Raw genomic sequence first — 22,394 nt, 5'->3', positions numbered from 1 at the left:
AAGAGGTGACTGTCATTGTACACTGAAGATGAACTGCTGCCGATTTCACTGCTCCAGCACTATGTCTTTTGTCCGCGCCGGGCGGCGCTTATCGGCATAGAACAACATTGGGACGAAAACGCCGCTACGATGGACGGCAAAATAATGCACGAGAGGGCCCACGCAGGCATATTTGAAAGCAGAGGCGACATCAGAGTGAGAAACGCTTTGCATATACATTCGTTTGAACTGGGACTCACCGGGATCACTGATGTGCTCGAGTTTCATCGGACAGAGGAGGGCGGCATCGCTCTTCCGGGAGCGGAAGGAAATTGGACTCCTTTCCCGGTCGAATACAAACGCGGAACGACGCATGAGGCGCTGCCATATCATATACAACTGTGCGCTCAGGCTCTATGTTTAGAGGAGATGCTGCACACCACGATTGAATGCGGCGCCATTTTCTGGGGAGAGAGCCGCAGGCGTCAGGATGTGGAATTTGATTTTGTTCTCAGAACCAAAACGGTGGAAACTATTTCAACGGTCAGAAAATTTATCAATGCTGGGAGGACCCCCGTACCCAAATTTGAAAAGAAATGCAAAGGCTGCTCTTTATTCGATATATGTATGCCGAAAGAGATAGAGAAAAAGAGCGTCAAAAGATATCTGGCGGGTTTTTTTAGCGATGACGAAGGTGAGGAGCTGCCATGAAAAAACTGCAAAACAGCCTGTATATCCTGACTCAGGGAGCGTACCTTGCTAAAGAGGGGGAAACGATCGCCGTTTATGTGGATAAGGAGCTGAAACAGCGTTTCCCCATCCACAACCAGTCCAATATTTTATGCTTTGGCAATGTTCTGTGCACGCCGGCATTGATGGGAATGTGCGGGGAGTATGGCGTCGGGATGTCTTTTTTTACAGAGAACGGCAGGTTTCTTGCGCGCGTAAATGGGCCAATATCCGGCAATGTTCTGCTGCGGCGCAAACAATATCGTACGGCGGATGATGCCAATTCCCGCGCGGAACTTGCTCGCTGGATGGTGATCGCAAAAATCGCAAACGGCAGAAAAATTTTAATAAGGGCGGCTCGCGAATATCCTGGAAAAGATGGCGCAGGCAGGCTGAAAGAGGCGGCAAGTTATCTCTCCATCGCATTGAGAAGCCTGGAATCTTTCAAACCCTTGGACACCGTGCGCGGGATCGAGGGCGATGCGGCTAGAGTCTATTTTTCTGTTTTTGACGAGCTGATCGTAGCTCAGAAAGACAATTTTTTCTTTCACGGCAGAAACCGCAGGCCGCCTATGGATAACGTGAACGCGATGCTTTCTTTCGTATATACTCTGCTTGCGCATGATGTGGCTTCGGCACTTGAAGGAGTTGGACTTGACCCCGCCGTTGGCTTCCTGCATGCGGACAGGCCGGGGCGTCCAAGCCTTGCTCTCGATTTAATAGAAGAATTTCGTTCGATGATCTCGGATAGGCTTGTACTGACCTTGATAAACAGAAAACAGGTGAGAAAAGAGGGATTCCTAAAAACTGAAACCGGGGGAGTGATAATGGACGATAAGACCAGGAAAGAGATCATAAAAAACTATCAGGAAAGAAAACGGGATGAAATAATACATCCATTCATCAGCGAAAAAATTCCTCTGGGACTTTTGCCGCATGTCCAAGCGATGCTTATGTCCAGCTACCTCAGGGGAGATATTGACGGCTATCCGCCATTTTATTGGAAATAATTCATAACGAGGTATTGCCATGCTTCTTTTGATAACTTATGATGTAAATACAACGACGCCAGAAGGCAGGAAACGGCTGCGCAAAGTTGCTAAAATATGCGAAAACTACGGACAAAGGGTGCAGAATTCAGTTTTTGAATGTTTGGTCGATCAGGCCCAGAGATTGGAGCTCTGCCATGAACTAGAGAAGATAATAGACACAAAAAGTGACAGTCTGCGATACTACCAGTTGGGAAATCATTGGAAAAGCAGAGTTGAACATGTGGGCGCAAAGGATACTTTTGACCCGGAAGGTATCTTGATTCTGTAGCGCGGACCGGAAGCGGACATAAAACTACAGCAAGGTCCGCGCCGTTGGTTTTGCAGCAGCGCACACCTTATTTGTTGGAAAACACACCTATTATTTAGTGTAAATCTACTACGTTTGCGTTTTGTATCGAAAAATATATTGATACTAGCGTATAAAACTTATGAACGGTCACGAGCTTCACGCTCGTGTGGATTAAAATAGCTTCACACAGAGCATCGCCAGCACCCATAAAACAGGTCACGAGCTTCACGCTCGTGTGGATTAAAATTCTTTTTCCTTTGATGTCATGTCCTTTCCCCTTTCGTCACGAGCTTCACGCTCGTGTGGATTAAAATGCCTTATCAGCCGCTTCTATAGCACCCTTTGAGGTCACGAGCTTCACGCTCGTGTGGATTAAAATCATGACCCAAACGGTACGGCGTAGCGGTCAGTCCGGTCACGAGCTTCACGCTCGTGTGGATTAAAATAGTTCAAAGCCTACTGCATCAAAACCCATGTCGTGTCACGAGCTTCACGCTCGTGTGGATTAAAATGACCTCGACCATATAGAAATATACCGCTCGCTCGAGTCACGAGCTTCACGCTCGTGTGGATTAAAATAGCGATCCGTGGTTCTGAGAACCTTGGTGACGCGTCACGAGCTTCACGCTCGTGTGGATTAAAATGCTTTCATCAAACGGAGCGCTGTTCAGCTCTGCCGGTCACGAGCTTCACGCTCGTGTGGATTAAAATTCGACGCCGGCCATGGCGGCACGGACCCCGGGGCCGTCACGAGCTTCACGCTCGTGTGGATTAAAATAGAAAGCGCAGCTTGCGCGCACCATAAACCTCAGGTCACGAGCTTCACGCTCGTGTGGATTAAAATCTTGCTCGGCGTGCGTTGTGTGGCGGGAAACAAAGTCACGAGCTTCACGCTCGTGTGGATTAAAATGGAAGCAATGTATGGGGAACACAGGGCTATTCTGGTCACGAGCTTCACGCTCGTGTGGATTAAAATTGCCCGTCGCTGCGCACGCCGAGGCGAGATACTACGTCACGAGCTTCACGCTCGTGTGGATTAAAATAGGCATATGGAGCGATGTCTGACCAGATGGCGGACGTCACGAGCTTCACGCTCGTGTGGATTAAAATGGTCACGCGTTCATAGCTGTTCGCGGGATCTATGTGTCACGAGCTTCACGCTCGTGTGGATTAAAATGTGGATCTTTTGCTGTCTTCTTCTCCGCCGACAAGTCACGAGCTTCACGCTCGTGTGGATTAAAATACGTCGGCGGTAACTTTTATCTGCATTTTATTTGGTCACGAGCTTCACGCTCGTGTGGATTAAAATAGCTTTTGTGCAAAATGCTCTCTGTTGTGGCAAGTCACGAGCTTCACGCTCGTGTGGATTAAAATTATTGGCGGCAAGATATCTAAGACCCGGCATGTCAGTCACGAGCTTCACGCTCGTGTGGATTAAAATTTATCGTCCATTGCTTTTTCTCCCCCTTTCGAGAGGTCACGAGCTTCACGCTCGTGTGGATTAAAATCCCTACTTCGAGCGGGGCTTGAAAGCTGTAAACGTCACGAGCTTCACGCTCGTGTGGATTAAAATCGAGCCATACCAACTGCCGACGTTGGAATAGCCCTGTCACGAGCTTCACGCTCGTGTGGATTAAAATTTGAAGGTACCGGGGCGGGAAAATCGCAGATAAGTCACGAGCTTCACGCTCGTGTGGATTAAAATCAATGTTTGACGACGTGCCGCTGAGCATGGCACAGGTCACGAGCTTCACGCTCGTGTGGATTAAAATGCTTTATCTCATGGCTCTGGGCCCTCTTGGCTTGGTCACGAGCTTCACGCTCGTGTGGATTAAAATCTGACAATCTGCTTTCAACTGATGGAGTGGCAAAGGTCACGAGCTTCACGCTCGTGTGGATTAAAATTTGTTATTCCCGCGTTTGCCGCATGGGCGGCGGGTCACGAGCTTCACGCTCGTGTGGATTAAAATTGAACATCCTGCGCAAAGCGTTTGCGCAAATAGGGTCACGAGCTTCACGCTCGTGTGGATTAAAATCGCGACACCCTGGCCGACTTCCTCGCCACCTTCCGTCACGAGCTTCACGCTCGTGTGGATTAAAATGTTTGCATCACCGATTATCGGAGGAATAACGACCCGTCACGAGCTTCACGCTCGTGTGGATTAAAATGCTTGCGCAATACTATAAGCTCAACGGCGTGCGCGTCACGAGCTTCACGCTCGTGTGGATTAAAATAATCACAGGATCGAGGAAGAAATGAGGAAAAGAGGGTCACGAGCTTCACGCTCGTGTGGATTAAAATACGGCACTTGACGCGGAAACTAGCACGCCGCAGGGTCACGAGCTTCACGCTCGTGTGGATTAAAATACTTGTGCTATAGATAGCCCGCACATGCGCATGAGTCACGAGCTTCACGCTCGTGTGGATTAAAATAATCTTTCATTTGTTTTATCGATATAAGCCTTAAGTCACGAGCTTCACGCTCGTGTGGATTAAAATACCTGTTCTGAGTACATGGAAGACGTATATGACGTCACGAGCTTCACGCTCGTGTGGATTAAAATAAATGGGCGGATGGCACAATGATTTGCACACATAGTCACGAGCTTCACGCTCGTGTGGATTAAAATATCCGTTCTAATCGCCATGGTCTGCGATGCAGAGTCACGAGCTTCACGCTCGTGTGGATTAAAATTTCCCACACCACCCGATTCATGGAATCTTTGACGTCACGAGCTTCACGCTCGTGTGGATTAAAATCAAGTATTGTCCGTGCAGAGGCGATTATTGCCGCGTCACGAGCTTCACGCTCGTGTGGATTAAAATTGAAGCAGATGCTAATGACCTTTACAGGCACATTGGTCACGAGCTTCACGCTCGTGTGGATTAAAATAGGCTTACGGAGCGATGGCTGAGCAAATGGGCGACGTCACGAGCTTCACGCTCGTGTGGATTAAAATCGTCCCGGCGGCGTGATATATCTCGCCGGCGAAGGTCACGAGCTTCACGCTCGTGTGGATTAAAATCAAATAACGGTGTTCTTTGCGTAGATCGCGCAGCGTCACGAGCTTCACGCTCGTGTGGATTAAAATACGTTGAACTGGGCTAACCTCGAATACCTTTGTCGTCACGAGCTTCACGCTCGTGTGGATTAAAATTTCCGCTCCGTGGAGGGCGGGTACAAGCGCACAGTCACGAGCTTCACGCTCGTGTGGATTAAAATTGTCTTCGATTTTTAAGACACGCTCGGAAAAAGGTCACGAGCTTCACGCTCGTGTGGATTAAAATCACCACATCAAAGAGATTTCAAACGGTGGAGATCGTCACGAGCTTCACGCTCGTGTGGATTAAAATAGGTGCGGCGGCGATTAGGTTAATATTTGCCTCGTCACGAGCTTCACGCTCGTGTGGATTAAAATATAAAGGACCGCATTATAATTAAAGAGGTGATTAAGTCACGAGCTTCACGCTCGTGTGGATTAAAATCAGTTGATGATGGAACGCTAAAAAAATCTATCAGTCACGAGCTTCACGCTCGTGTGGATTAAAATAATGCCCGGCAATAAGTTTGCTCAGCAAATGCCCGTCACGAGCTTCACGCTCGTGTGGATTAAAATTATTTTTCAGCGAAGGTCGAGAAGGCGCAAGATGAGTCACGAGCTTCACGCTCGTGTGGATTAAAATAACAGCACGTGGCAACAGCACGTGGACATGCATGGTCACGAGCTTCACGCTCGTGTGGATTAAAATAACCGTGCAGTCGGCGGCTTACGTAGGCGCACTCGTCACGAGCTTCACGCTCGTGTGGATTAAAATTCCGTTCTAGTCGCCATGGTCTGCGATGCAGACGTCACGAGCTTCACGCTCGTGTGGATTAAAATATGGCAGTAACTTCTGCCGACTCTCTCGGTATGCGTCACGAGCTTCACGCTCGTGTGGATTAAAATTTTTTTGAAAATGTTCTTTGTTGTGGCACTCGAGGTCACGAGCTTCACGCTCGTGTGGATTAAAATCAGCACATCATCGGCTCACAGGCGAATCGACCGCGTCACGAGCTTCACGCTCGTGTGGATTAAAATATTTTGTTTTTCCCGCCTCCCTCGCCTATGCCTGGTCACGAGCTTCACGCTCGTGTGGATTAAAATTCACGCGGTGGAGCGCGCCATATCAGAAAAAAACGTCACGAGCTTCACGCTCGTGTGGATTAAAATTGCGATGCAGACCTGTGCGCTCAGTATCCGAAGGTCACGAGCTTCACGCTCGTGTGGATTAAAATAGGATATTCGCCATCCCAAACGGAGGCGCACGGAGTCACGAGCTTCACGCTCGTGTGGATTAAAATGAGATCGCGCTGCGCTTCTTCCCATGTGTGGCGAGTCACGAGCTTCACGCTCGTGTGGATTAAAATTAATCTTTGCTGTAGTTTGCGCATTTCAGCTTTGGTCACGAGCTTCACGCTCGTGTGGATTAAAATTCTAGCCTGTTTAATCCAATTTGGAACCGACCATGTCACGAGCTTCACGCTCGTGTGGATTAAAATAGCGACGACCGCGCAGAAGATGCTCAAAAAGTATGGTCACGAGCTTCACGCTCGTGTGGATTAAAATGTTTGAAGCGGCGGTAGATACGCACCGAAATGGGTCACGAGCTTCACGCTCGTGTGGATTAAAATAACGTTGCCGGCAATTCAAAAGACACATTTTTTCAAGTCACGAGCTTCACGCTCGTGTGGATTAAAATGCCGGTCTGATAGATACCGTAGACGCCGACCTGCGTCACGAGCTTCACGCTCGTGTGGATTAAAATTCCGTCAGCGTAGTCATAGCAAATATGATCGCCTTCAGTCACGAGCTTCACGCTCGTGTGGATTAAAATGGCGCCACGATGCAGGGGTTGCCGGGGTTATAGCGGTCACGAGCTTCACGCTCGTGTGGATTAAAATATTGCCGCCAAGCCATTTCCACGGCACAAGGTCGTGTCACGAGCTTCACGCTCGTGTGGATTAAAATTTACCGGAACCATGTGGCCCAAACGCCTCCACTAGGTCACGAGCTTCACGCTCGTGTGGATTAAAATTGTATAGAGCAAATCATAAGAGCAATCAGAGGAGGTCACGAGCTTCACGCTCGTGTGGATTAAAATCCGTGAATCTTTGATATTCATGATTTCTTCATTGTCACGAGCTTCACGCTCGTGTGGATTAAAATCGCGATGATTTCGGCGAAGGTTGGCAGGAACAGGCGTCACGAGCTTCACGCTCGTGTGGATTAAAATGGCCCGGATGAAGTTCAAGGCGGAGGGGCTGCGCGTCACGAGCTTCACGCTCGTGTGGATTAAAATGATTCAAATTCCGTTTCGTCGTCGTCGAGCGCGAGTCACGAGCTTCACGCTCGTGTGGATTAAAATTCAAACCCGACAACGAGTTTTTTTACCGTGGTAGAGTCACGAGCTTCACGCTCGTGTGGATTAAAATCAACAAATCACCGGCGCTTGCCTATTGGTTCACCGTCACGAGCTTCACGCTCGTGTGGATTAAAATACAACTATATGGAAACAAGATATAAAGAGAGCGGGTCACGAGCTTCACGCTCGTGTGGATTAAAATTTGCGCCGAGGTTGTGCTATTCGCCGTTGGACCGGTCACGAGCTTCACGCTCGTGTGGATTAAAATCTGCTTTCGATTCCTACGGAGTGCCTCTTCTACGCGTCACGAGCTTCACGCTCGTGTGGATTAAAATCAATTGCTGTTAAGGTTAAGAAGTATTATCCACCGGTCACGAGCTTCACGCTCGTGTGGATTAAAATTTTAGTTCCGGCGCGATTGCTTGTATTACAGCTTCGTCACGAGCTTCACGCTCGTGTGGATTAAAATCTTTTTAAGGCAGGCCATACGGAACGCTTTTAGGTCACGAGCTTCACGCTCGTGTGGATTAAAATAGGCACGCCGTTCTCAGTTGGGACCGTGGACTTCAGTCACGAGCTTCACGCTCGTGTGGATTAAAATTTCCAGGACTGGGACGAATCTGTTCTCAGCACGCGTCACGAGCTTCACGCTCGTGTGGATTAAAATGCTGTTGGCCTGGGCAAGGTTGTTCTGAGCCTGGTCACGAGCTTCACGCTCGTGTGGATTAAAATGTGGACACTCTGCATCGATTCCTAATCGGCGACGGTCACGAGCTTCACGCTCGTGTGGATTAAAATTGCCCTATATAGAGCTGAATTAATTGCAAGAACAGGTCACGAGCTTCACGCTCGTGTGGATTAAAATAAGGGCCGCCCCGCCTCATCGGGCGGCTTGCAAGGTCACGAGCTTCACGCTCGTGTGGATTAAAATAGTCCGATTTTTTCATTTAAAAATGAAATCGTAAAAGTCACGAGCTTCACGCTCGTGTGGATTAAAATGAAGAGGCTTAGCTCTGTCAATAACTTAGCCATCCGTCACGAGCTTCACGCTCGTGTGGATTAAAATATTAGCGCCATCATCGCTTTGCCGATGTTGATCGCTTTGCCGATGTTGCCGGTCACGAGCTTCACGCTCGTGTGGATTAAAATTATTTGCTTTCTACGCGATCCTTTTTTTGTACTACGTCACGAGCTTCACGCTCGTGTGGATTAAAATTTATAAACATTGTAACACTATATTGAGTAAGCGCGGTCACGAGCTTCACGCTCGTGTGGATTAAAATGCGCTGATGAACGGCGCGCCAACAGAGGCGAAAGGTCACGAGCTTCACGCTCGTGTGGATTAAAATTATTCTTCAATCACAGTCTGTTGGGATTTTATTTAAGTCACGAGCTTCACGCTCGTGTGGATTAAAATAATAGCAAAATTGGCCGTTTTCCGTTGGTATCACCGTCACGAGCTTCACGCTCGTGTGGATTAAAATATGCTTAATTCCCACGCTCTCCGCAAGTACGAAAACGTCACGAGCTTCACGCTCGTGTGGATTAAAATGCGTATGCTCTGAATACCTGCTACGGTGATCGGGTCACGAGCTTCACGCTCGTGTGGATTAAAATTTAACGAAAGACCGCCGCGCCGCCCAGCCGCGCACGTCACGAGCTTCACGCTCGTGTGGATTAAAATCGGCGAAGCAGTAAGCGTCGAAACGCCCTTCGCGGCGTCACGAGCTTCACGCTCGTGTGGATTAAAATCACCCCGGCGCAGTAACAAAAGCCGACACCCTCGTCACGAGCTTCACGCTCGTGTGGATTAAAATGATCAGGCCGAAAACCGTATGAAAGCGGTCAACGCGTCACGAGCTTCACGCTCGTGTGGATTAAAATAAATCATTGCCGCTGTAACTGTCTGACTCAAAAGGTCACGAGCTTCACGCTCGTGTGGATTAAAATCCGAACAATGATAATACTGGTGAGATGAATGAGATGTCACGAGCTTCACGCTCGTGTGGATTAAAATTGCGTGACCACCGGCCTCTTTGTGCAAAAGAATGAGTCACGAGCTTCACGCTCGTGTGGATTAAAATTCCGTCTAACGGCGCGCGGTTCGCCGTTGTGCGGAGGTCACGAGCTTCACGCTCGTGTGGATTAAAATAGATTAAGGTTTTCATCTCCACAGAAAATAAAAGTCACGAGCTTCACGCTCGTGTGGATTAAAATGTTGTCTTTGCAGACGGCTACGTAGAGCGCGCGATGTCACGAGCTTCACGCTCGTGTGGATTAAAATAGGCCGACCTACGACGACAGCCTTGAAGGGTACGTCACGAGCTTCACGCTCGTGTGGATTAAAATGCATCGGGCGAGTCGGCCACGCCGCCAAAAGAACCGTCACGAGCTTCACGCTCGTGTGGATTAAAATCTATAACCATTGTAGCATTATTTGTAGCGGCGTAGTCACGAGCTTCACGCTCGTGTGGATTAAAATGATATTAGCGAACGGAAAACATTCTTCAAGGGCGTCACGAGCTTCACGCTCGTGTGGATTAAAATTGCTACGGTGGGCTTGACCTCTCCAGCAGCACCGCGTCACGAGCTTCACGCTCGTGTGGATTAAAATATTTTCCGTCGTCTTCCAGGACTGGGACGAATTTGGTCACGAGCTTCACGCTCGTGTGGATTAAAATGAGCCGCAGCATAAAGTTGAACTGAGCGGACTGGTCACGAGCTTCACGCTCGTGTGGATTAAAATAAGCTGGCAAAGGCAATGACGGCGGAGCTCTCTGTGTCACGAGCTTCACGCTCGTGTGGATTAAAATACTGTGATATCCGTTTCGGTCGTGGCGATAAACTTGTCACGAGCTTCACGCTCGTGTGGATTAAAATCGATCATCTGCCGGCTCTTTGGGCTTAGGTTTGCGTCACGAGCTTCACGCTCGTGTGGATTAAAATTGCAAGTGTTGCTTTTAATGCGATATTACTCTTAGTCACGAGCTTCACGCTCGTGTGGATTAAAATTCACCTTTCGGCCCGTCTCGGCCTGACGCTCTCGCGTCACGAGCTTCACGCTCGTGTGGATTAAAATCATCAAAAACGGCCATAGCCGATAATCGTCGAAAGTCACGAGCTTCACGCTCGTGTGGATTAAAATGGGCGCGAGCCCGACGTTTCCCGCCCGTCGTGAGGGTCACGAGCTTCACGCTCGTGTGGATTAAAATAACGCCTCCTTAGATTGAGACAACACCGCGCGTCTCGTCACGAGCTTCACGCTCGTGTGGATTAAAATCGTAATACGCATAATGATGTCACCAACGCGCCCGCGTCACGAGCTTCACGCTCGTGTGGATTAAAATTATCGTTACACACGAGATAACGATCCGCTCCTGCAGTCACGAGCTTCACGCTCGTGTGGATTAAAATTTTGCCGTGTTTGCCGCCGCACCGGCCTGTTCAAGTCACGAGCTTCACGCTCGTGTGGATTAAAATCGAAGATCCCGACAAGTCAAAAGATCAGGAAGAGTCACGAGCTTCACGCTCGTGTGGATTAAAATGCGGCAACTGATCCGCTCCATAAAGGTAAAATTTGTCACGAGCTTCACGCTCGTGTGGATTAAAATTTGCTGATCGCGTCGCAGCGGCGCACCGGAATCGTCACGAGCTTCACGCTCGTGTGGATTAAAATCGACAGCTTTTCATCCTCGTCGAAATCCGGATAAAGTCACGAGCTTCACGCTCGTGTGGATTAAAATAGCTCGGAATCACCGAAGCGGTTCAGCGCCTTGAGTCACGAGCTTCACGCTCGTGTGGATTAAAATCCAAGACTTACCGCACGCCAAACATTTGTTACAGTCACGAGCTTCACGCTCGTGTGGATTAAAATTATCAGCGCTTAAAAATTGATGTGAAGGAGGAAGGTCACGAGCTTCACGCTCGTGTGGATTAAAATGATGTGTGTCGCGCTGATGCCGGCGTCGCGGAATAGTCACGAGCTTCACGCTCGTGTGGATTAAAATTCTAGCTTGCTTTCCATCCGAACGAGCGTGAAGCTCGTGACGCGATCTCTCCAACTTGTTCTTCGGTTCCTTCTCTATTTTAATCCACACGAGCGTGAAGCTCGTGACAACTCATGCGGCTGTGAGTTGCAGAACTCCCACGATTTTAATCCACACGAGCGTGAAGCTCGTGACTTATCCACGCCGTTGCCTCCCGGGGCCCAAACCGTAATTTTAATCCACACGAGCGTGAAGCTCGTGACAAGGTCGTTACACCACGTATACAAACCTTGCAAATATTTTAATCCACACGAGCGTGAAGCTCGTGACGATGTTATCAATCGTGCGATTGTACAGTATATAAAAATTTTAATCCACACGAGCGTGAAGCTCGTGACAAAATGCCGGAGCCGCTTTGCATGTTGCATTTCATTTTAATCCACACGTGTGGATTAAAATCCGGCAAGCGTAATACACATCGACTACACAGGCCGTCACGAGCTTCACGCTCGTGTGGATTAAAATTGGACTTTTGACACGAAGGAGTGCGAAGCGGAGGGTCACGAGCTTCACGCTCGTGTGGATTAAAATCCCGCTGACGGCGTCCGGCTGTAGGGGGAAGTCGGTCACGAGCTTCACGCTCGTGTGGATTAATCTCAAACTTTTCCATAGTCTAGGGACCATCCGAGCGTAACTTTTTCACACATATAAAAGATATTCTGCAATAGCAACGTATTTCTTTACTGTTTGCTATTGCAGAATATCTCTTTTTGTATTAAAATCCCGTCTTTGACACTTTTCAACAATAAAAAGAGCTCTTAACCCATGGTATAACTGAATTAAAGAGCTCTTTACTTTTTGCCGAAAAGTGAGTAATGTCTAACAGGATTTCGTCTGTTTGAAGATTTCTTTGATTTTCTTTTGGCTTACAATCTGATAGTCCGTTCTGAAGCCAAACTCTTCATGCAGGGCGTCTGTTAGATCTGTCCTTGTGTAAGAAGGGACAAACCCATTGCCTTTTTCCTCGCGAAAGTTCATGTCGCGCAGTTCTTGGATTATTTCCGTGCTGGTATATTTATAGTTCAGCTTTTTTCAAGCAGCCTGTATATGAGCAGTGAAATAAAACAAGTAAGGAAGTGCGCTTTTATCCGTTCCTCGCGGCGAAGAAACACCGGCCGCGCTTTAAATTCGCTCTTCATTATACGGAAGCACTCTTCGATCTCCCAACGTCCGTGCGATATGCCCGCCACTGTCTCCGCGTCGTCGCCAAGGTTGGTGCACACGGCGTAGAAACCGTCATAAGCCGCCTCTTTCTCTATCTGCGCGCTGTCTATGGAGAAACGTTCTTTTGCCTGCGTTTCATTACCCTTCTCATCCACCATCTCGCGCTTTATGAAACGTCTGTAATCGTTGGCGTTGATCTTATCAAGCTTTCCCGGGTCGGATTTGATCGTTTTCTCGGCGCGCTCTATCTGCCGCCCGCGTACTTTTCGTTGATACTCCCTGTACTTTAGAGAATAAGTGACGATAAGATTTTGTTCCAGCTTGTTTTCCTTCATTCCGCGTTCTTTATAGAATATTTTATCCCCGTACGACTCCGCCGCTTTCTCGTCATTTTCCGCCTCCTTCTCAACGACAGACAAGTCATAAGTCTTATTTTTATCAGAGCCCTTCATCCTCCAGCCGGACGTATCCAGAGCCCACTCCCGCAGATACTTCTTTAGTTTCTTTATAGACTGAGTCGTAATAAAAGCTTTGTCCACGCCGTCGTTGAACTTCCTGTTGGCGTCTGAAGCAAGCCCAGCGTCCGTGCAGACCACAAATTTAGAAAGCTTGAAATCATCCATCAGCTTCTGCTCAAGCGGCTGCAAAGTAACCTGCTCGTTCGTATTGCCCGGGTTGATGCAGAAAGCAAGCGGAATACCTTCGTAATCCATAAAAAGCCCCATCTGCACAATAGGATTAGGCCTGTGCTCCTTGCTGCAGCCGTAGCGCCTTTCCTCATCCTCCTGCTCGATCTCAAAATAATAATTGGTACAGTCGTAATACACCACCCCCGTACTGCGGCCAAACACCCTCCCGCTTGCCTTATACAGCGCAGACTGGATATAATCGCACTCCGCGGCCAGGACAGAAAGCGCCCTGTAAAGATGATGCAGCGCAAAATCCGGGGCCTCAAGGAAAGCTTCTGACAAACGCAGCGTAGCCAGCTTGGAGGCAGGGAAAATAATGCGGCTGTAGACCAGACGCGATAAAATAGAATTCAAATTAAAACAGAACGCATGCTTGTCTGCCACCTTTTGGCAGATCCTATCCAACCCCAGGGCATAATATATCCACTGTAAAAAGAGATATCCGCCGTTGAAAGAACGGCGTTCCCCTTTCTCTATAAGCCTGGCAGGAGAATACTTCACGATAACATCCGGCTCTGCGCCCTCTTTTTCCTTTTTGTTCAGCTCTTCAATATAGCGTATGGCCCATTCCTCTGGATCCTCGCCGCCGAGCTTTTCCTTGAGCTGAGCATAAGTACCAAGTTTTTCGACGATCTTAGTAGAACGTCTTCCGTTGACGTTAATTGATTTGATAACATAGAGAGAAACAGCGTTCGGAGAAACAGACTTCATAAGCCTCATATAAATCGCCTCCATATGCGCTTATTATAACACAATACGACACAATACGTAATATCCACATAAGAAGATTTGACAAAAAAATAAGCCTATTACCGACTTTTTTAAGTGTTTTTTAGATGAAAAGTGTCAAAGACCCGCTTTTTCACACATATAAAAGATATTCTGCAATAGCAACGTATTTCTTTACTGTTTGCTATTGCAGAATATCTCTTTTTGTATTATAATCATAGTACTTACTGGGTACTATGTACATCTTGGAGGTCTTGACATGTCTATGCCTGATTGGGTCGCAGCTTACAAAGGTCCGGGAAAAGAGATCAAGGAACAAAACGGTAGGTTTTATCTTTACGAACGCACTACTGTTTACGATAAAGAAAAGAAACGCGCCAAGAAAATCTCCGGCGCTTATCTTGGACGTATCACTGAGAACGGCTTGATTCCTAAAAATAGCTGTTTAGTGAGCGCAGAGCCTAAACCCGACGTGGAGTACGGCGCGTCTAAGCTGCTGCTTGATATGTCCGGCGATATCCGCACTGAACTTCAGAAGCGTTTTCCTGAGTGCTGGAGGTATATCTACGTTTTAGCGCTGCTGAGGATCGTTTCTATGGAGCCGTTCAAGCGCCTCCATGAAGGTTATGTGCGCTCTTTTCTTTCTGTGGAACTGCCGGGGCTGGATCTTTCTTCAAAAGCTATGTCCGGTTTTCTTGCGGCGCTTGGCGACAGACGTCCCGCGATGGTCGATTTTATGAAGGGTTTTGTTTCCGGCACGGAGTATATCCTTTTCGACGGCACTCGCATTCCTTCCCATTCTGACAATATGCTGAACGCTAAGCAGGGGTATTGCCATACGCCTGATTATTCCCCTCAGGTCAATCTTATGTATGCCTTTTCTCTTAAGCCTGAGGCGGCTCCCGTCTATTATCGGACGTTTGCCGGAAATATCTGCGATGTCAGCTCTTTTCGCGAGGCAGTGGCTGAATCTGGTGTGAAGGATATGGTGGTGATCGCAGATAAGGGTTTTGGTTCTGATTATAATTTCAAGATGATGGATTCGTGCGGTCTGAAGTATATAGTGCCTCTTCGCAGGAACAGCAGGTATTTCAATAAGGATAGGATAGGCGCCAGGGATTATAAGGGGACTTTTCTGTTTAACGACCGCCCTGTCTGGTTCTTCGAGGAGATAATAAAGGACGCGGACGGTAATGCGGCGGGCAAGGTGTTTACTTATCTCGACAAGGATCTTGAGCTTCGGGAGCAGCGCGATTACATGAGCAGGATCGCGTCGCATGTGGATGGTTATACCGAAGAGGGGCTTTTTGAAAGGGCTGGAAAGATGGGGGTATTGCTGATACGCACTAATATTGAAGCGGACGGCAGGAATGTCTATGAGTTTTATAAGAAGCGGGCTGCGATTGAAGAATCGTTTGACGTATTGAAGAATACGCTTGAGGCCGATGTAAGCTATATGCAGAAGGATGTTTCGTTTGAGGCATGGGCTTTTATCAACCATATTTCTCTGATGATAATTTACAGGCTTTATTCAAGAATGAAGGATGCGGAGATGCTGCAAAAGTTTTCGATTCGCGACTGTATCTTTTATCTCTCCGGAATCCGTAAGCAGCTTCAGGGCAAGGAGTGGAAAACGACCATTATCACCAAGAAGACCGCAAAGGTTCTGGAGCTTCTGGGATTAAAGGTCTAAACCAAGAAGCTCCTGTTAACTTCCTCTAGTACCTAGAAGATGGAAAAGTTTGGGCTTAAAATACCTGTGCCATAGATAACCCGCACACGCGCATGGTCGCGAGCTTCACGCTCGTGCGGATTAAAATGGCGGCATCGTGGCGGCCCTGCTCGGGAAAAAAGTCACGAGCTCACGCTCGTGTGGATTAAAAGTATGCCATATATCTCGCGAAAACATCATCGAACGACGCCGGCATCTCTCTCATCTCCAATAGTTTTCTAAGGTTTCCGAAAGAACTCTAAATCATGCCCCGAAGAAGGTATGTTCGGCGCGTTTTTGCCGGACCTATGGGGCTGGTGTGCGTCGTCTTCCGGCTTTCACTTACCGGCGCGTTTGAAGAGGACTGTAAAACCGGACGCGTGAAGGGGCTATCTTTTCCGTCTTTCCACCTACCGCGATAGAAGTATTCCTACAAACGAAAAAAATCAGCGTTCCGCTAGAATCTTTTGCAGAAGATATTGCGGCGGCTTTCGCGCCGCGTCAAAAGGAGCGGATAAAGATGTCGGAAGAAGATATTAAAAAAGAAGAGTCAACGGAGGGCGCGGCAAAAGAGAGCGCTTCCCCCAATGCGGATAGCGCAGGCAAAGAGCCTGTCGTGAAGCCGATCTGGAACCGTACGGCGATGGTGATATTTTTTATCGCGGCTTTCGCGCTCGTCGGCGTCTGGTATATGGCGGCGGAGCAGCAGAACCGCCGCGCCTCGGCGCATGATATCGTCAAGAATATGAATCAGATCAAGGCCTCGACGCTGATGGTATTCTCGAATCCCGCGAACTGGGAGCTGTTTCCCGTCGGTTCACGGATCAAATTCACAAACGATTTTACCAACGATATCGGTTTGGGCGGCGAGAGCGAGCGTCCCTCTAAAAAGGATTTCACAAAATATGAGGTGATCCATACGCCGGAGGGACTTTTTGTCGCCTACCAGGGCGACGCCACGGAGAGCGGCGTGCTGCGCGAACTGACGGCGATGAACAAGGCGGAGGGGCTTTACAAGACGGCCTCCGTCGAGGGCGGCTATTATAACGAGGGCGGCGCGGCGCCAGTCTATCTGCTGATCAAAGCGGCTCCCGCCAGACATTGATGTCGCAGTGATTGGAGGGCGAACCATATGAACAGCGAAAAAAAACATGCCGGGCTGATCGTTGTCGGTCTTGCGATCTTAATTTTCGGAGGCTTCGTCTATTACTCAGGCGATAACATGAAGGCATCAGCGGAGGCGCATAAGATCGCCGCAGATATGAGCAACGTAAGGGCGTCGGCCTTCGCCTATTATTCGGAGACTGATTCCTGGCCGCAGGCGATTGCCGACATACAGAGGCAAGAGGCTTCCAAGACGGCGATCGATACGAGGGGGCTTTCCGTGGTGAACGACGACGGCGCGCTTTTTGTCAGGTATGACGGAGCGGAGACGGCGCTGATCCCTAAGGATGGGAACCGGGTAGCGAAGGAGCTTGCGGTGTTGAAAGAGGAGGACCGCCTCTACGCCGAGCCGACGAGCGACGCCAAGGCCGCGCCGGATTATGCCGGCGGCACCAGCGTCTATATGCTGATAAAGACGAAGGATTACGATCCCAACAGTCAGTTTTAGGTAAATCGGCGTTTATAAAAATCGGCGCGAATAAGCACCGTATGCGTCATAAGCCGGCCCCTGAGTGTCCTCGCCGTATGGAGAATACGGCTCCGGTACTCAGAGACCGGCTTATTTAGCCTACGGCACTTCTTCGCGCCGATTTTTTTGTTATTATGCAAAACTGCTATTGTTGATTTCCTTTGGGAGAGGGGAAAGATAAACTGCGATTTACGCGACTGCTGGGGGAAGATGAACTGCGATTTACGCCGATTTATCTGCGAGCGATCGGTTGATGCGTTTGCCGCGTATCGCCGTCTGATGTTTTCTCTCTCCAACGGCGTCGTCTGCAGGCGACATTTTGAAAAAGTATTTTTTAATTCAACTTAAAAAGTATGTATTTTAAGAAATTTTATTATATAATGCTGAAGGAGGCTGCCGTGTCTGGCGGCATCTTTATTGTCGTTATCGATTCTTGAGCGCTGTTGGCGCTTGCTGGGGGAGTCCCATGGGCTTTTTTTCAAAGAAAAAGACAATTTCCGCCGGTCTTGTGTTGGATGCGGAAGGTTTTCGTTATCTCTCGCTGGAGGGGGGAGACGGCTTTTATAATGTCGTTGATTCCGTGTCCGGGAGCGTCCCGCCGGTAAGCGGCGCTTCGGACGACCCGTTCTCCGATTCGGGAGCGTATCTCGATCCGGTATTTGATCATATCGCGCAAACGGTCCGCGGCTTCAATGTCGCGGTCAATTTTGCCCTGCCCGTGACGGAGTCGCTGCTGCGCATCGTCAATCTGCCGGGGATGACTCTTGCGGAGGCCCGTATGGCCTTTCGTTACGAGTTTGAGAATTATTTTCCCTTTCCCGAGAAGGAGGGTGGGTATGACATCGCGGAGATCGAATATCCCGTGCGCGAGGATCTTTCCGAGAAGCGCTTTCTCGTCGCCGCGGCCCGCAGGTCGCTGCTTGACAATATCTCCCGCGCCGCCTCGGCCCACGGCATAAAGATCGCCTCGATCGAGCCGTCGCAGATCGCGCTCGAACGCGCCGCCAATCCGCCCCGCCCCATCGATGCCGGCTGCGCCTATGTCTACGCCGGGAATCAGCGCTCGGTGCTGATTCTTTCGTGGAATGGCTGCGGTATTTTTTACCGCAATATTTCTTTCGGCTTTGGCGCGGATATCATATCAGGCGGTTTTGAGAGCGAGGAGTATCGTGGGCACGGCATCTCCTTTGCCCGCGAGATCCGCTCTTCACTGCAGTTCGCGATGTCGCAGAATCGCGCCTTTCGCGCCGATTCGGTCTATCTCTTCGGTCCCGGCGCCTCGCCGCACCTCTGCGGCCTGCTCAAGGAGTCGACATCGCTGGAATCGGTAATGCTCATCGACCCGATGAAGGTCCACGGCATAGATTTTGACAGCAAGGGCGGCTGGAACGTCGCGCTTGGGCTTGCGCTGAGGTGACGCCATGGTCGTAAAGCTTGACCTTCGTACCAATAAACAGGAACAACAGACAGAGATCGAGAAAAGCTCCCGCCACTATATACTCTTTTCGCTGGCGGCGCTCTTTTTCATTTCATCCCTGCTGCTCTTGGCGATGGGCGGTTACCGCCTGTTTTCCCTCCGCGCCGCGCGGGCGGAGCTTGCCGCGTCAGTAAGCGCCAACAACGAAAATCTCAAGATGATGGAGACGGAGCTGGCCCGCCTGACAAAGGAGAGCGGCGCGATCGAGGAGAAGCTGAATTTTATTCTTGACGACGCGCCTTCGGTGGAATTTCTCTACGAGCTGGGAGAGAGGCTCGTTGACGGCGTCGTCGTCGAGTCTCTGACGATGACGCGCGAGAACGCCTCACTGAAGGGAGTGGCCTTCGCCGACGAAGAGGTGCTGGAGTTTGGCGACGGACTGCTCAAGGCCTCGAGCGTCGGCTCCGTTTCACTGCCGGTGATCACCTCCGCCCAGCGAAACGGCGTGAATCTCCGGGCCTTTTCCATAGAGGTAAAGCTCAATCCGCTGCAGAAGATACTGCTTGACGGCGACGTCGCTGCCAGGGAGGCGGCGGGTGCTCCTGACGAGACGGAGGAGGGCGGAAGCAGATGAAGAGCATTGAAATAGCCGAGCTGAAACGGGAACAGATACTCGTGGCGGTCGCCGTCGTGCTGCTGCTGATCGCCGCGCAGCTCTTTGTTATGAGGATGGTCAACGGCGGTATCGCGGGGTTCTCGGACTCTTCAAAAGAGGCGCAGATACTGAAGGCTACGGTGGCGGCGCGCTCCAACGCCGTCATCCAGTATAAATCTTCGGTAAAGATCGATGAAAAGGGGCTGCCGGGCGCGATAGAGTCGCAGAACAAGTTCTATTCCGTGCTGCTCGGCCTGCTGTCGGCCCAGGGCTTCGGCGACGCCGACGTAGCGAAAGCCGATGAAAAAGAGGATGCCATCTCCTTCAAGGTCGCGGGAGAAGCCAACTATAACGAATTGCTGCGCCTGTTGGCCTCGTTCCGGCAGGGGGCCTATATGATAAGGATATCCGACCTCTCGCTTGAGGGGCTGAAGGACAATAATGTCAAATACAGCTTCACCGTCGTCGCCAAGGTCGGCGGCGTGCTGAAGGAGGCGGCGAAATGAGGTCCATATCGCTGAAAGACCTTTTCCAGCGGATGCGTCGCGGCGAGGCGGTCAAATCGCCGGAGGAGAGGAAAAAAGAATATATCTTCGCGCTGCTTTTAGCGGTCTTTCTGGCCGCCGCCGTCTTTACAATGCGCAATTTCATCGCGATGAACTCCATCGTCGTCGATGACGGGAGCGTCGGAGGACAGACGACGGGCGGCGCTCAGGCTGCCGAATCGGCGAAGGCGCTCAACGCTAAATACGAGGCTTTTAGGAAGCTGCGCGACCAGAGCCCGGAGCTTGTCGCGCTTTCCGACGCCATCGGGCGCTCTCCGGTCGCGGCGGTAACACCTCCGCCCTCTCTTGCCTCTGATACAAAAGTGCCGGATTTTGTGCCGGTCGTTGCGATAAAAGGACTTGTGGTTCTCGGCGCCAGCACGGTCTGTACGCTCGACATAGACGGCGAGGAGCCGGGACTGATATTCAAGCCGGGGATGACCTTTGGCGGCGGAAAGGGAAAGATACTTTCCATAGATTCAAAAGGAGTGAGCTGGAGATGGGCAAACAAAAATCACCGCACGGATTTATAAATTACAGGGTCTTTATGATTTTACTTTGCGCCGCACTCTGTGTGCTGGCCGCGCCGCACCGCGGCGAGGCGGTCGCCGCCGAGGCGCGCAAGCTCGACGATCAGAAGCCGATCATTGAGGGAATGCGGCTGCATCAGATGGGAGCTACGCAGATGATGATCGAGCTGCGCGGCACGCGGCTGCCGCTGCCGGAGGCTGTGAGCTCTGACAACGCCGCGACGCTCGTCTTCGGAGACACGCGTTTTCCGCGCGATACGGACCGCAAGGATTGGTGGGATGAGTTTGAGTGGGACGTCTTCAAGCTCAACCTCAAGAAGAGCGAGGAGTGGACGCAGCGCTATGATTTCCCGCTGATCGAGCAGGTCCGCGTTACCTCGAACGACCGGAAGGGCGTCACGATGAATATTATCGGCCCGAAACCGCTTGTGCTGAAGGATATCTCCGGCATGCCGGGTTCCAGCCGCCTGCGGATCTTGCTTGAAAGTCCCTCTGATCTCACACCGCCGCCGCTTATCCCAAAGGCGCGTCCGGTGCCGGCCGGAGACCCGCTTTCCATCTCGACCCCGGTGACGCTCGAACTGCGTGAGGTCTCGCTGCGCGAAGTCTTCCGCATGCTCGCGAAGCTCAAGGATCTGAACCTCGTGCTCGACGCCTCGGTACCCGAGACGCCGATGACCTTTTCTTTCAAAAATACGCGTTTCGGCGAGGTATTTGCCTACATGCTGCGCATGAACGACCTGGCCTATTCGCTGATCGGCAAGACGCTCGTCGTCGGCACGACGGACAATATCGGCAAGACGCTGGGGCAGAACCAGACGCGCCAGTATAAGGTGGCCTACGCCGAGGCCGCTAAGCTGCCGGCGATAATCATGGGGCTTGTACCGCTGCCGAAGCCGCCCGTCGTCGACGAAAGGCTGCGTTCGCTCTACGTCACGGCGACGCCCGAACAGCATAGACAGATAGAGACGCTGATGAACCGCATCGACCATCCGGGCAAACAGGTGATGATCGAAGCGCGCCTCATCGAGATAAACGACGGCGCGCAGCAGGAGATAGAATCGATGATCGCCGCCGTCTATAAGGGCTGGATATTCACTTACGGCGCCACCGGCCTCGGCAGCCGCTATACTTACGGCAACGGCAGCGTGACGCCTAACGTCAACCCAACCGGCACTACGACACAAGGGGCGCTGCCGATCGTCGGCGGAACGTCCGATTCGACATTCCCCGCGAACGTGGTGGACCCCGCGATGAAGATGCTCGACGCGGGACTGCGCGCGATGGAGTCAGACAACAAGGGCAAGGTGCTTGCCTCGCCGTCGGTGGTGGCGCTGGACGGACAAAAGGCCACCATCAAGCTGACGCATAATTACCTCTACCAGTCAGGAGTCGACGACAACGGCAACCCCGAGTTCTCGAACCAGGAGACAGGGCCGACGCTTGATTTCACGCCGGTGATGGGGCGCGACGGTTTTTTGACGATCAAGATGAAGATATCGACGGGCGAGATCGTATCCTTCCGTAAATCCGGCGACTCCGAGGCTCCTGAGACGACGAAGCGCGAAGTCGATACTCAGGTGCGGGTGCGCAACGGCGAGATATTCGTCATCGGAGGCCTCTATCAGGAGAACAAGACGAACAACATCACGCGCGTGCCGATCCTTGGCTACATACCGCTTCTTGGCGAGCTGTTCAAATCGCGCACGACGAAGCATTCAAAGTCACAAATGGCCTTCATCGCCATCCCCTATATACTTGACATCCCGACCGGCGCGGCCGAAGTGGTCGACATGCCGAGCGTCAGCCTGTACCAGTAGGG

The 22,394-nt window shown here is 50.7% G+C and carries 12 protein-coding genes and 1 CRISPR repeat array; of the genes, 11 read left to right on the top strand and 1 reads right to left on the bottom strand.

Translation table 11 applies throughout. The annotated features are described in order from the left end of the window. The first annotated feature begins 15 nt into the window (after nt 1-15). Genes cas4 through cas2 form a run of 3 tightly spaced genes read left to right on the top strand, consistent with a single transcriptional unit; the run spans nt 16 to nt 2,028 of the window. Nucleotides 16-690, top strand: coding sequence for a CRISPR-associated protein Cas4 (cas4, locus tag CLOEV_RS09385; RefSeq protein WP_034443363.1), 675 nt, complete (start codon nt 16-18; stop codon nt 688-690). After that, entirely contained in the window at nt 687-1,718 is a 1,032-nt protein-coding gene (gene cas1c, locus CLOEV_RS09380; RefSeq protein ID WP_008712384.1) for a type I-C CRISPR-associated endonuclease Cas1c, read from the top strand. Before cas4 ends, cas1c begins: the two co-directional genes overlap by 4 nt. 19 nt (nt 1,719-1,737) lie before the next feature. Then, nucleotides 1,738-2,028, top strand: coding sequence for a CRISPR-associated endonuclease Cas2 (gene cas2 / locus CLOEV_RS09375; protein WP_008712382.1), 291 nt, complete (start codon nt 1,738-1,740; stop codon nt 2,026-2,028). Between the two features lie 167 nt (nt 2,029-2,195). Next, nucleotides 2,196-11,460: a CRISPR direct-repeat array (repeat unit 32 nt; unit sequence GTCACGAGCTTCACGCTCGTGTGGATTAAAAT). A gap of 1,061 nt (nt 11,461-12,521) precedes the next feature. Here cas2 and CLOEV_RS09365 read toward each other — a convergent pair. Beyond that, the gene (locus CLOEV_RS09365) at nt 12,522-14,072 is read right to left on the bottom strand and encodes an IS1634 family transposase (RefSeq protein ID WP_218915519.1); all 1,551 of its coding nucleotides are present in this window, start codon (nt 14,070-14,072) and stop codon (nt 12,522-12,524) included. A 196-nt stretch (nt 14,073-14,268) separates the two neighbouring features. Between CLOEV_RS09365 and CLOEV_RS09360 the strand changes: the two genes are divergently transcribed. The 8 genes from CLOEV_RS09360 (at nt 14,269) to CLOEV_RS09325 (ending at nt 22,392) form a co-directional block, all read left to right on the top strand. Beyond that, the gene (locus CLOEV_RS09360) at nt 14,269-15,774 is read left to right on the top strand and encodes a transposase (protein WP_156938393.1); all 1,506 of its coding nucleotides are present in this window, start codon (nt 14,269-14,271) and stop codon (nt 15,772-15,774) included. A 538-nt stretch (nt 15,775-16,312) separates the two neighbouring features. Further along, nucleotides 16,313-16,897, top strand: a complete 585-nt coding sequence (locus tag CLOEV_RS09355; protein WP_008712370.1) for a hypothetical protein — start codon at nt 16,313-16,315, stop codon at nt 16,895-16,897. Between the two features lie 27 nt (nt 16,898-16,924). Continuing rightward, on the top strand, nt 16,925-17,404 hold the full coding sequence (locus tag CLOEV_RS09350) for a hypothetical protein (protein WP_008712368.1): 480 nt from the start codon (nt 16,925-16,927) through the stop codon (nt 17,402-17,404). Between the two features lie 487 nt (nt 17,405-17,891). Beyond that, complete coding sequence (gene pilM / locus CLOEV_RS09345; RefSeq protein ID WP_034443358.1) at nt 17,892-18,842, top strand: type IV pilus biogenesis protein PilM; 951 nt, start codon at nt 17,892-17,894, stop codon at nt 18,840-18,842. Nucleotides 18,843-18,846: 4 nt separating this feature from the next. After that, nucleotides 18,847-19,476: a PilN domain-containing protein gene (locus tag CLOEV_RS09340; protein ID WP_008712366.1), complete on the top strand. Its 630-nt coding sequence runs from the start codon at nt 18,847-18,849 to the stop codon at nt 19,474-19,476. Beyond that, nucleotides 19,473-20,003: a hypothetical protein gene (locus CLOEV_RS09335; protein WP_008712365.1), complete on the top strand. Its 531-nt coding sequence runs from the start codon at nt 19,473-19,475 to the stop codon at nt 20,001-20,003. The genes CLOEV_RS09340 and CLOEV_RS09335 overlap by 4 nt, the downstream gene beginning before the upstream one ends. After that, nucleotides 20,000-20,575, top strand: coding sequence for a hypothetical protein (locus CLOEV_RS09330; RefSeq protein ID WP_034443355.1), 576 nt, complete (start codon nt 20,000-20,002; stop codon nt 20,573-20,575). The genes CLOEV_RS09335 and CLOEV_RS09330 overlap by 4 nt, the downstream gene beginning before the upstream one ends. Next, nucleotides 20,542-22,392: a type II secretion system protein GspD gene (locus CLOEV_RS09325; RefSeq protein WP_051485016.1), complete on the top strand. Its 1,851-nt coding sequence runs from the start codon at nt 20,542-20,544 to the stop codon at nt 22,390-22,392. Before CLOEV_RS09330 ends, CLOEV_RS09325 begins: the two co-directional genes overlap by 34 nt. Nucleotides 22,393-22,394: the final 2 nt, after the last annotated feature.

Origin of the sequence: Cloacibacillus evryensis DSM 19522, from assembly GCF_000585335.1 — a bacterium.
Classification (GTDB): Bacteria; Synergistota; Synergistia; order Synergistales; family Synergistaceae; genus Cloacibacillus; species Cloacibacillus evryensis.
Note: the sequence above shows the minus strand (reverse complement) of the source record. Positions and strands in the feature narration are given on the sequence as shown.

Bases quoted from the DNA above. Each gene is read 5' to 3' on its own strand.
- cas1c (WP_008712384.1), top strand. From the start codon at position 687: ATGAAAAAACTGCAAAACAGCCTGTATATCCTGACTCAGGGAGCGTAC.
- cas2 (WP_008712382.1), top strand. From the start codon at position 1,738: ATGCTTCTTTTGATAACTTATGATGTAAATACAACGACGCCAGAAGGC.
- CLOEV_RS09365 (WP_218915519.1), bottom strand. From the start codon at position 14,072: ATGAGGCTTATGAAGTCTGTTTCTCCGAACGCTGTTTCTCTCTATGTT.
- CLOEV_RS09355 (WP_008712370.1), top strand. From the start codon at position 16,313: ATGTCGGAAGAAGATATTAAAAAAGAAGAGTCAACGGAGGGCGCGGCA.
- CLOEV_RS09350 (WP_008712368.1), top strand. From the start codon at position 16,925: ATGAACAGCGAAAAAAAACATGCCGGGCTGATCGTTGTCGGTCTTGCG.
- pilM (WP_034443358.1), top strand. From the start codon at position 17,892: ATGGGCTTTTTTTCAAAGAAAAAGACAATTTCCGCCGGTCTTGTGTTG.
- CLOEV_RS09340 (WP_008712366.1), top strand. From the start codon at position 18,847: ATGGTCGTAAAGCTTGACCTTCGTACCAATAAACAGGAACAACAGACA.
- CLOEV_RS09335 (WP_008712365.1), top strand. From the start codon at position 19,473: ATGAAGAGCATTGAAATAGCCGAGCTGAAACGGGAACAGATACTCGTG.
- CLOEV_RS09330 (WP_034443355.1), top strand. From the start codon at position 20,000: ATGAGGTCCATATCGCTGAAAGACCTTTTCCAGCGGATGCGTCGCGGC.
- CLOEV_RS09325 (WP_051485016.1), top strand. From the start codon at position 20,542: ATGGGCAAACAAAAATCACCGCACGGATTTATAAATTACAGGGTCTTT.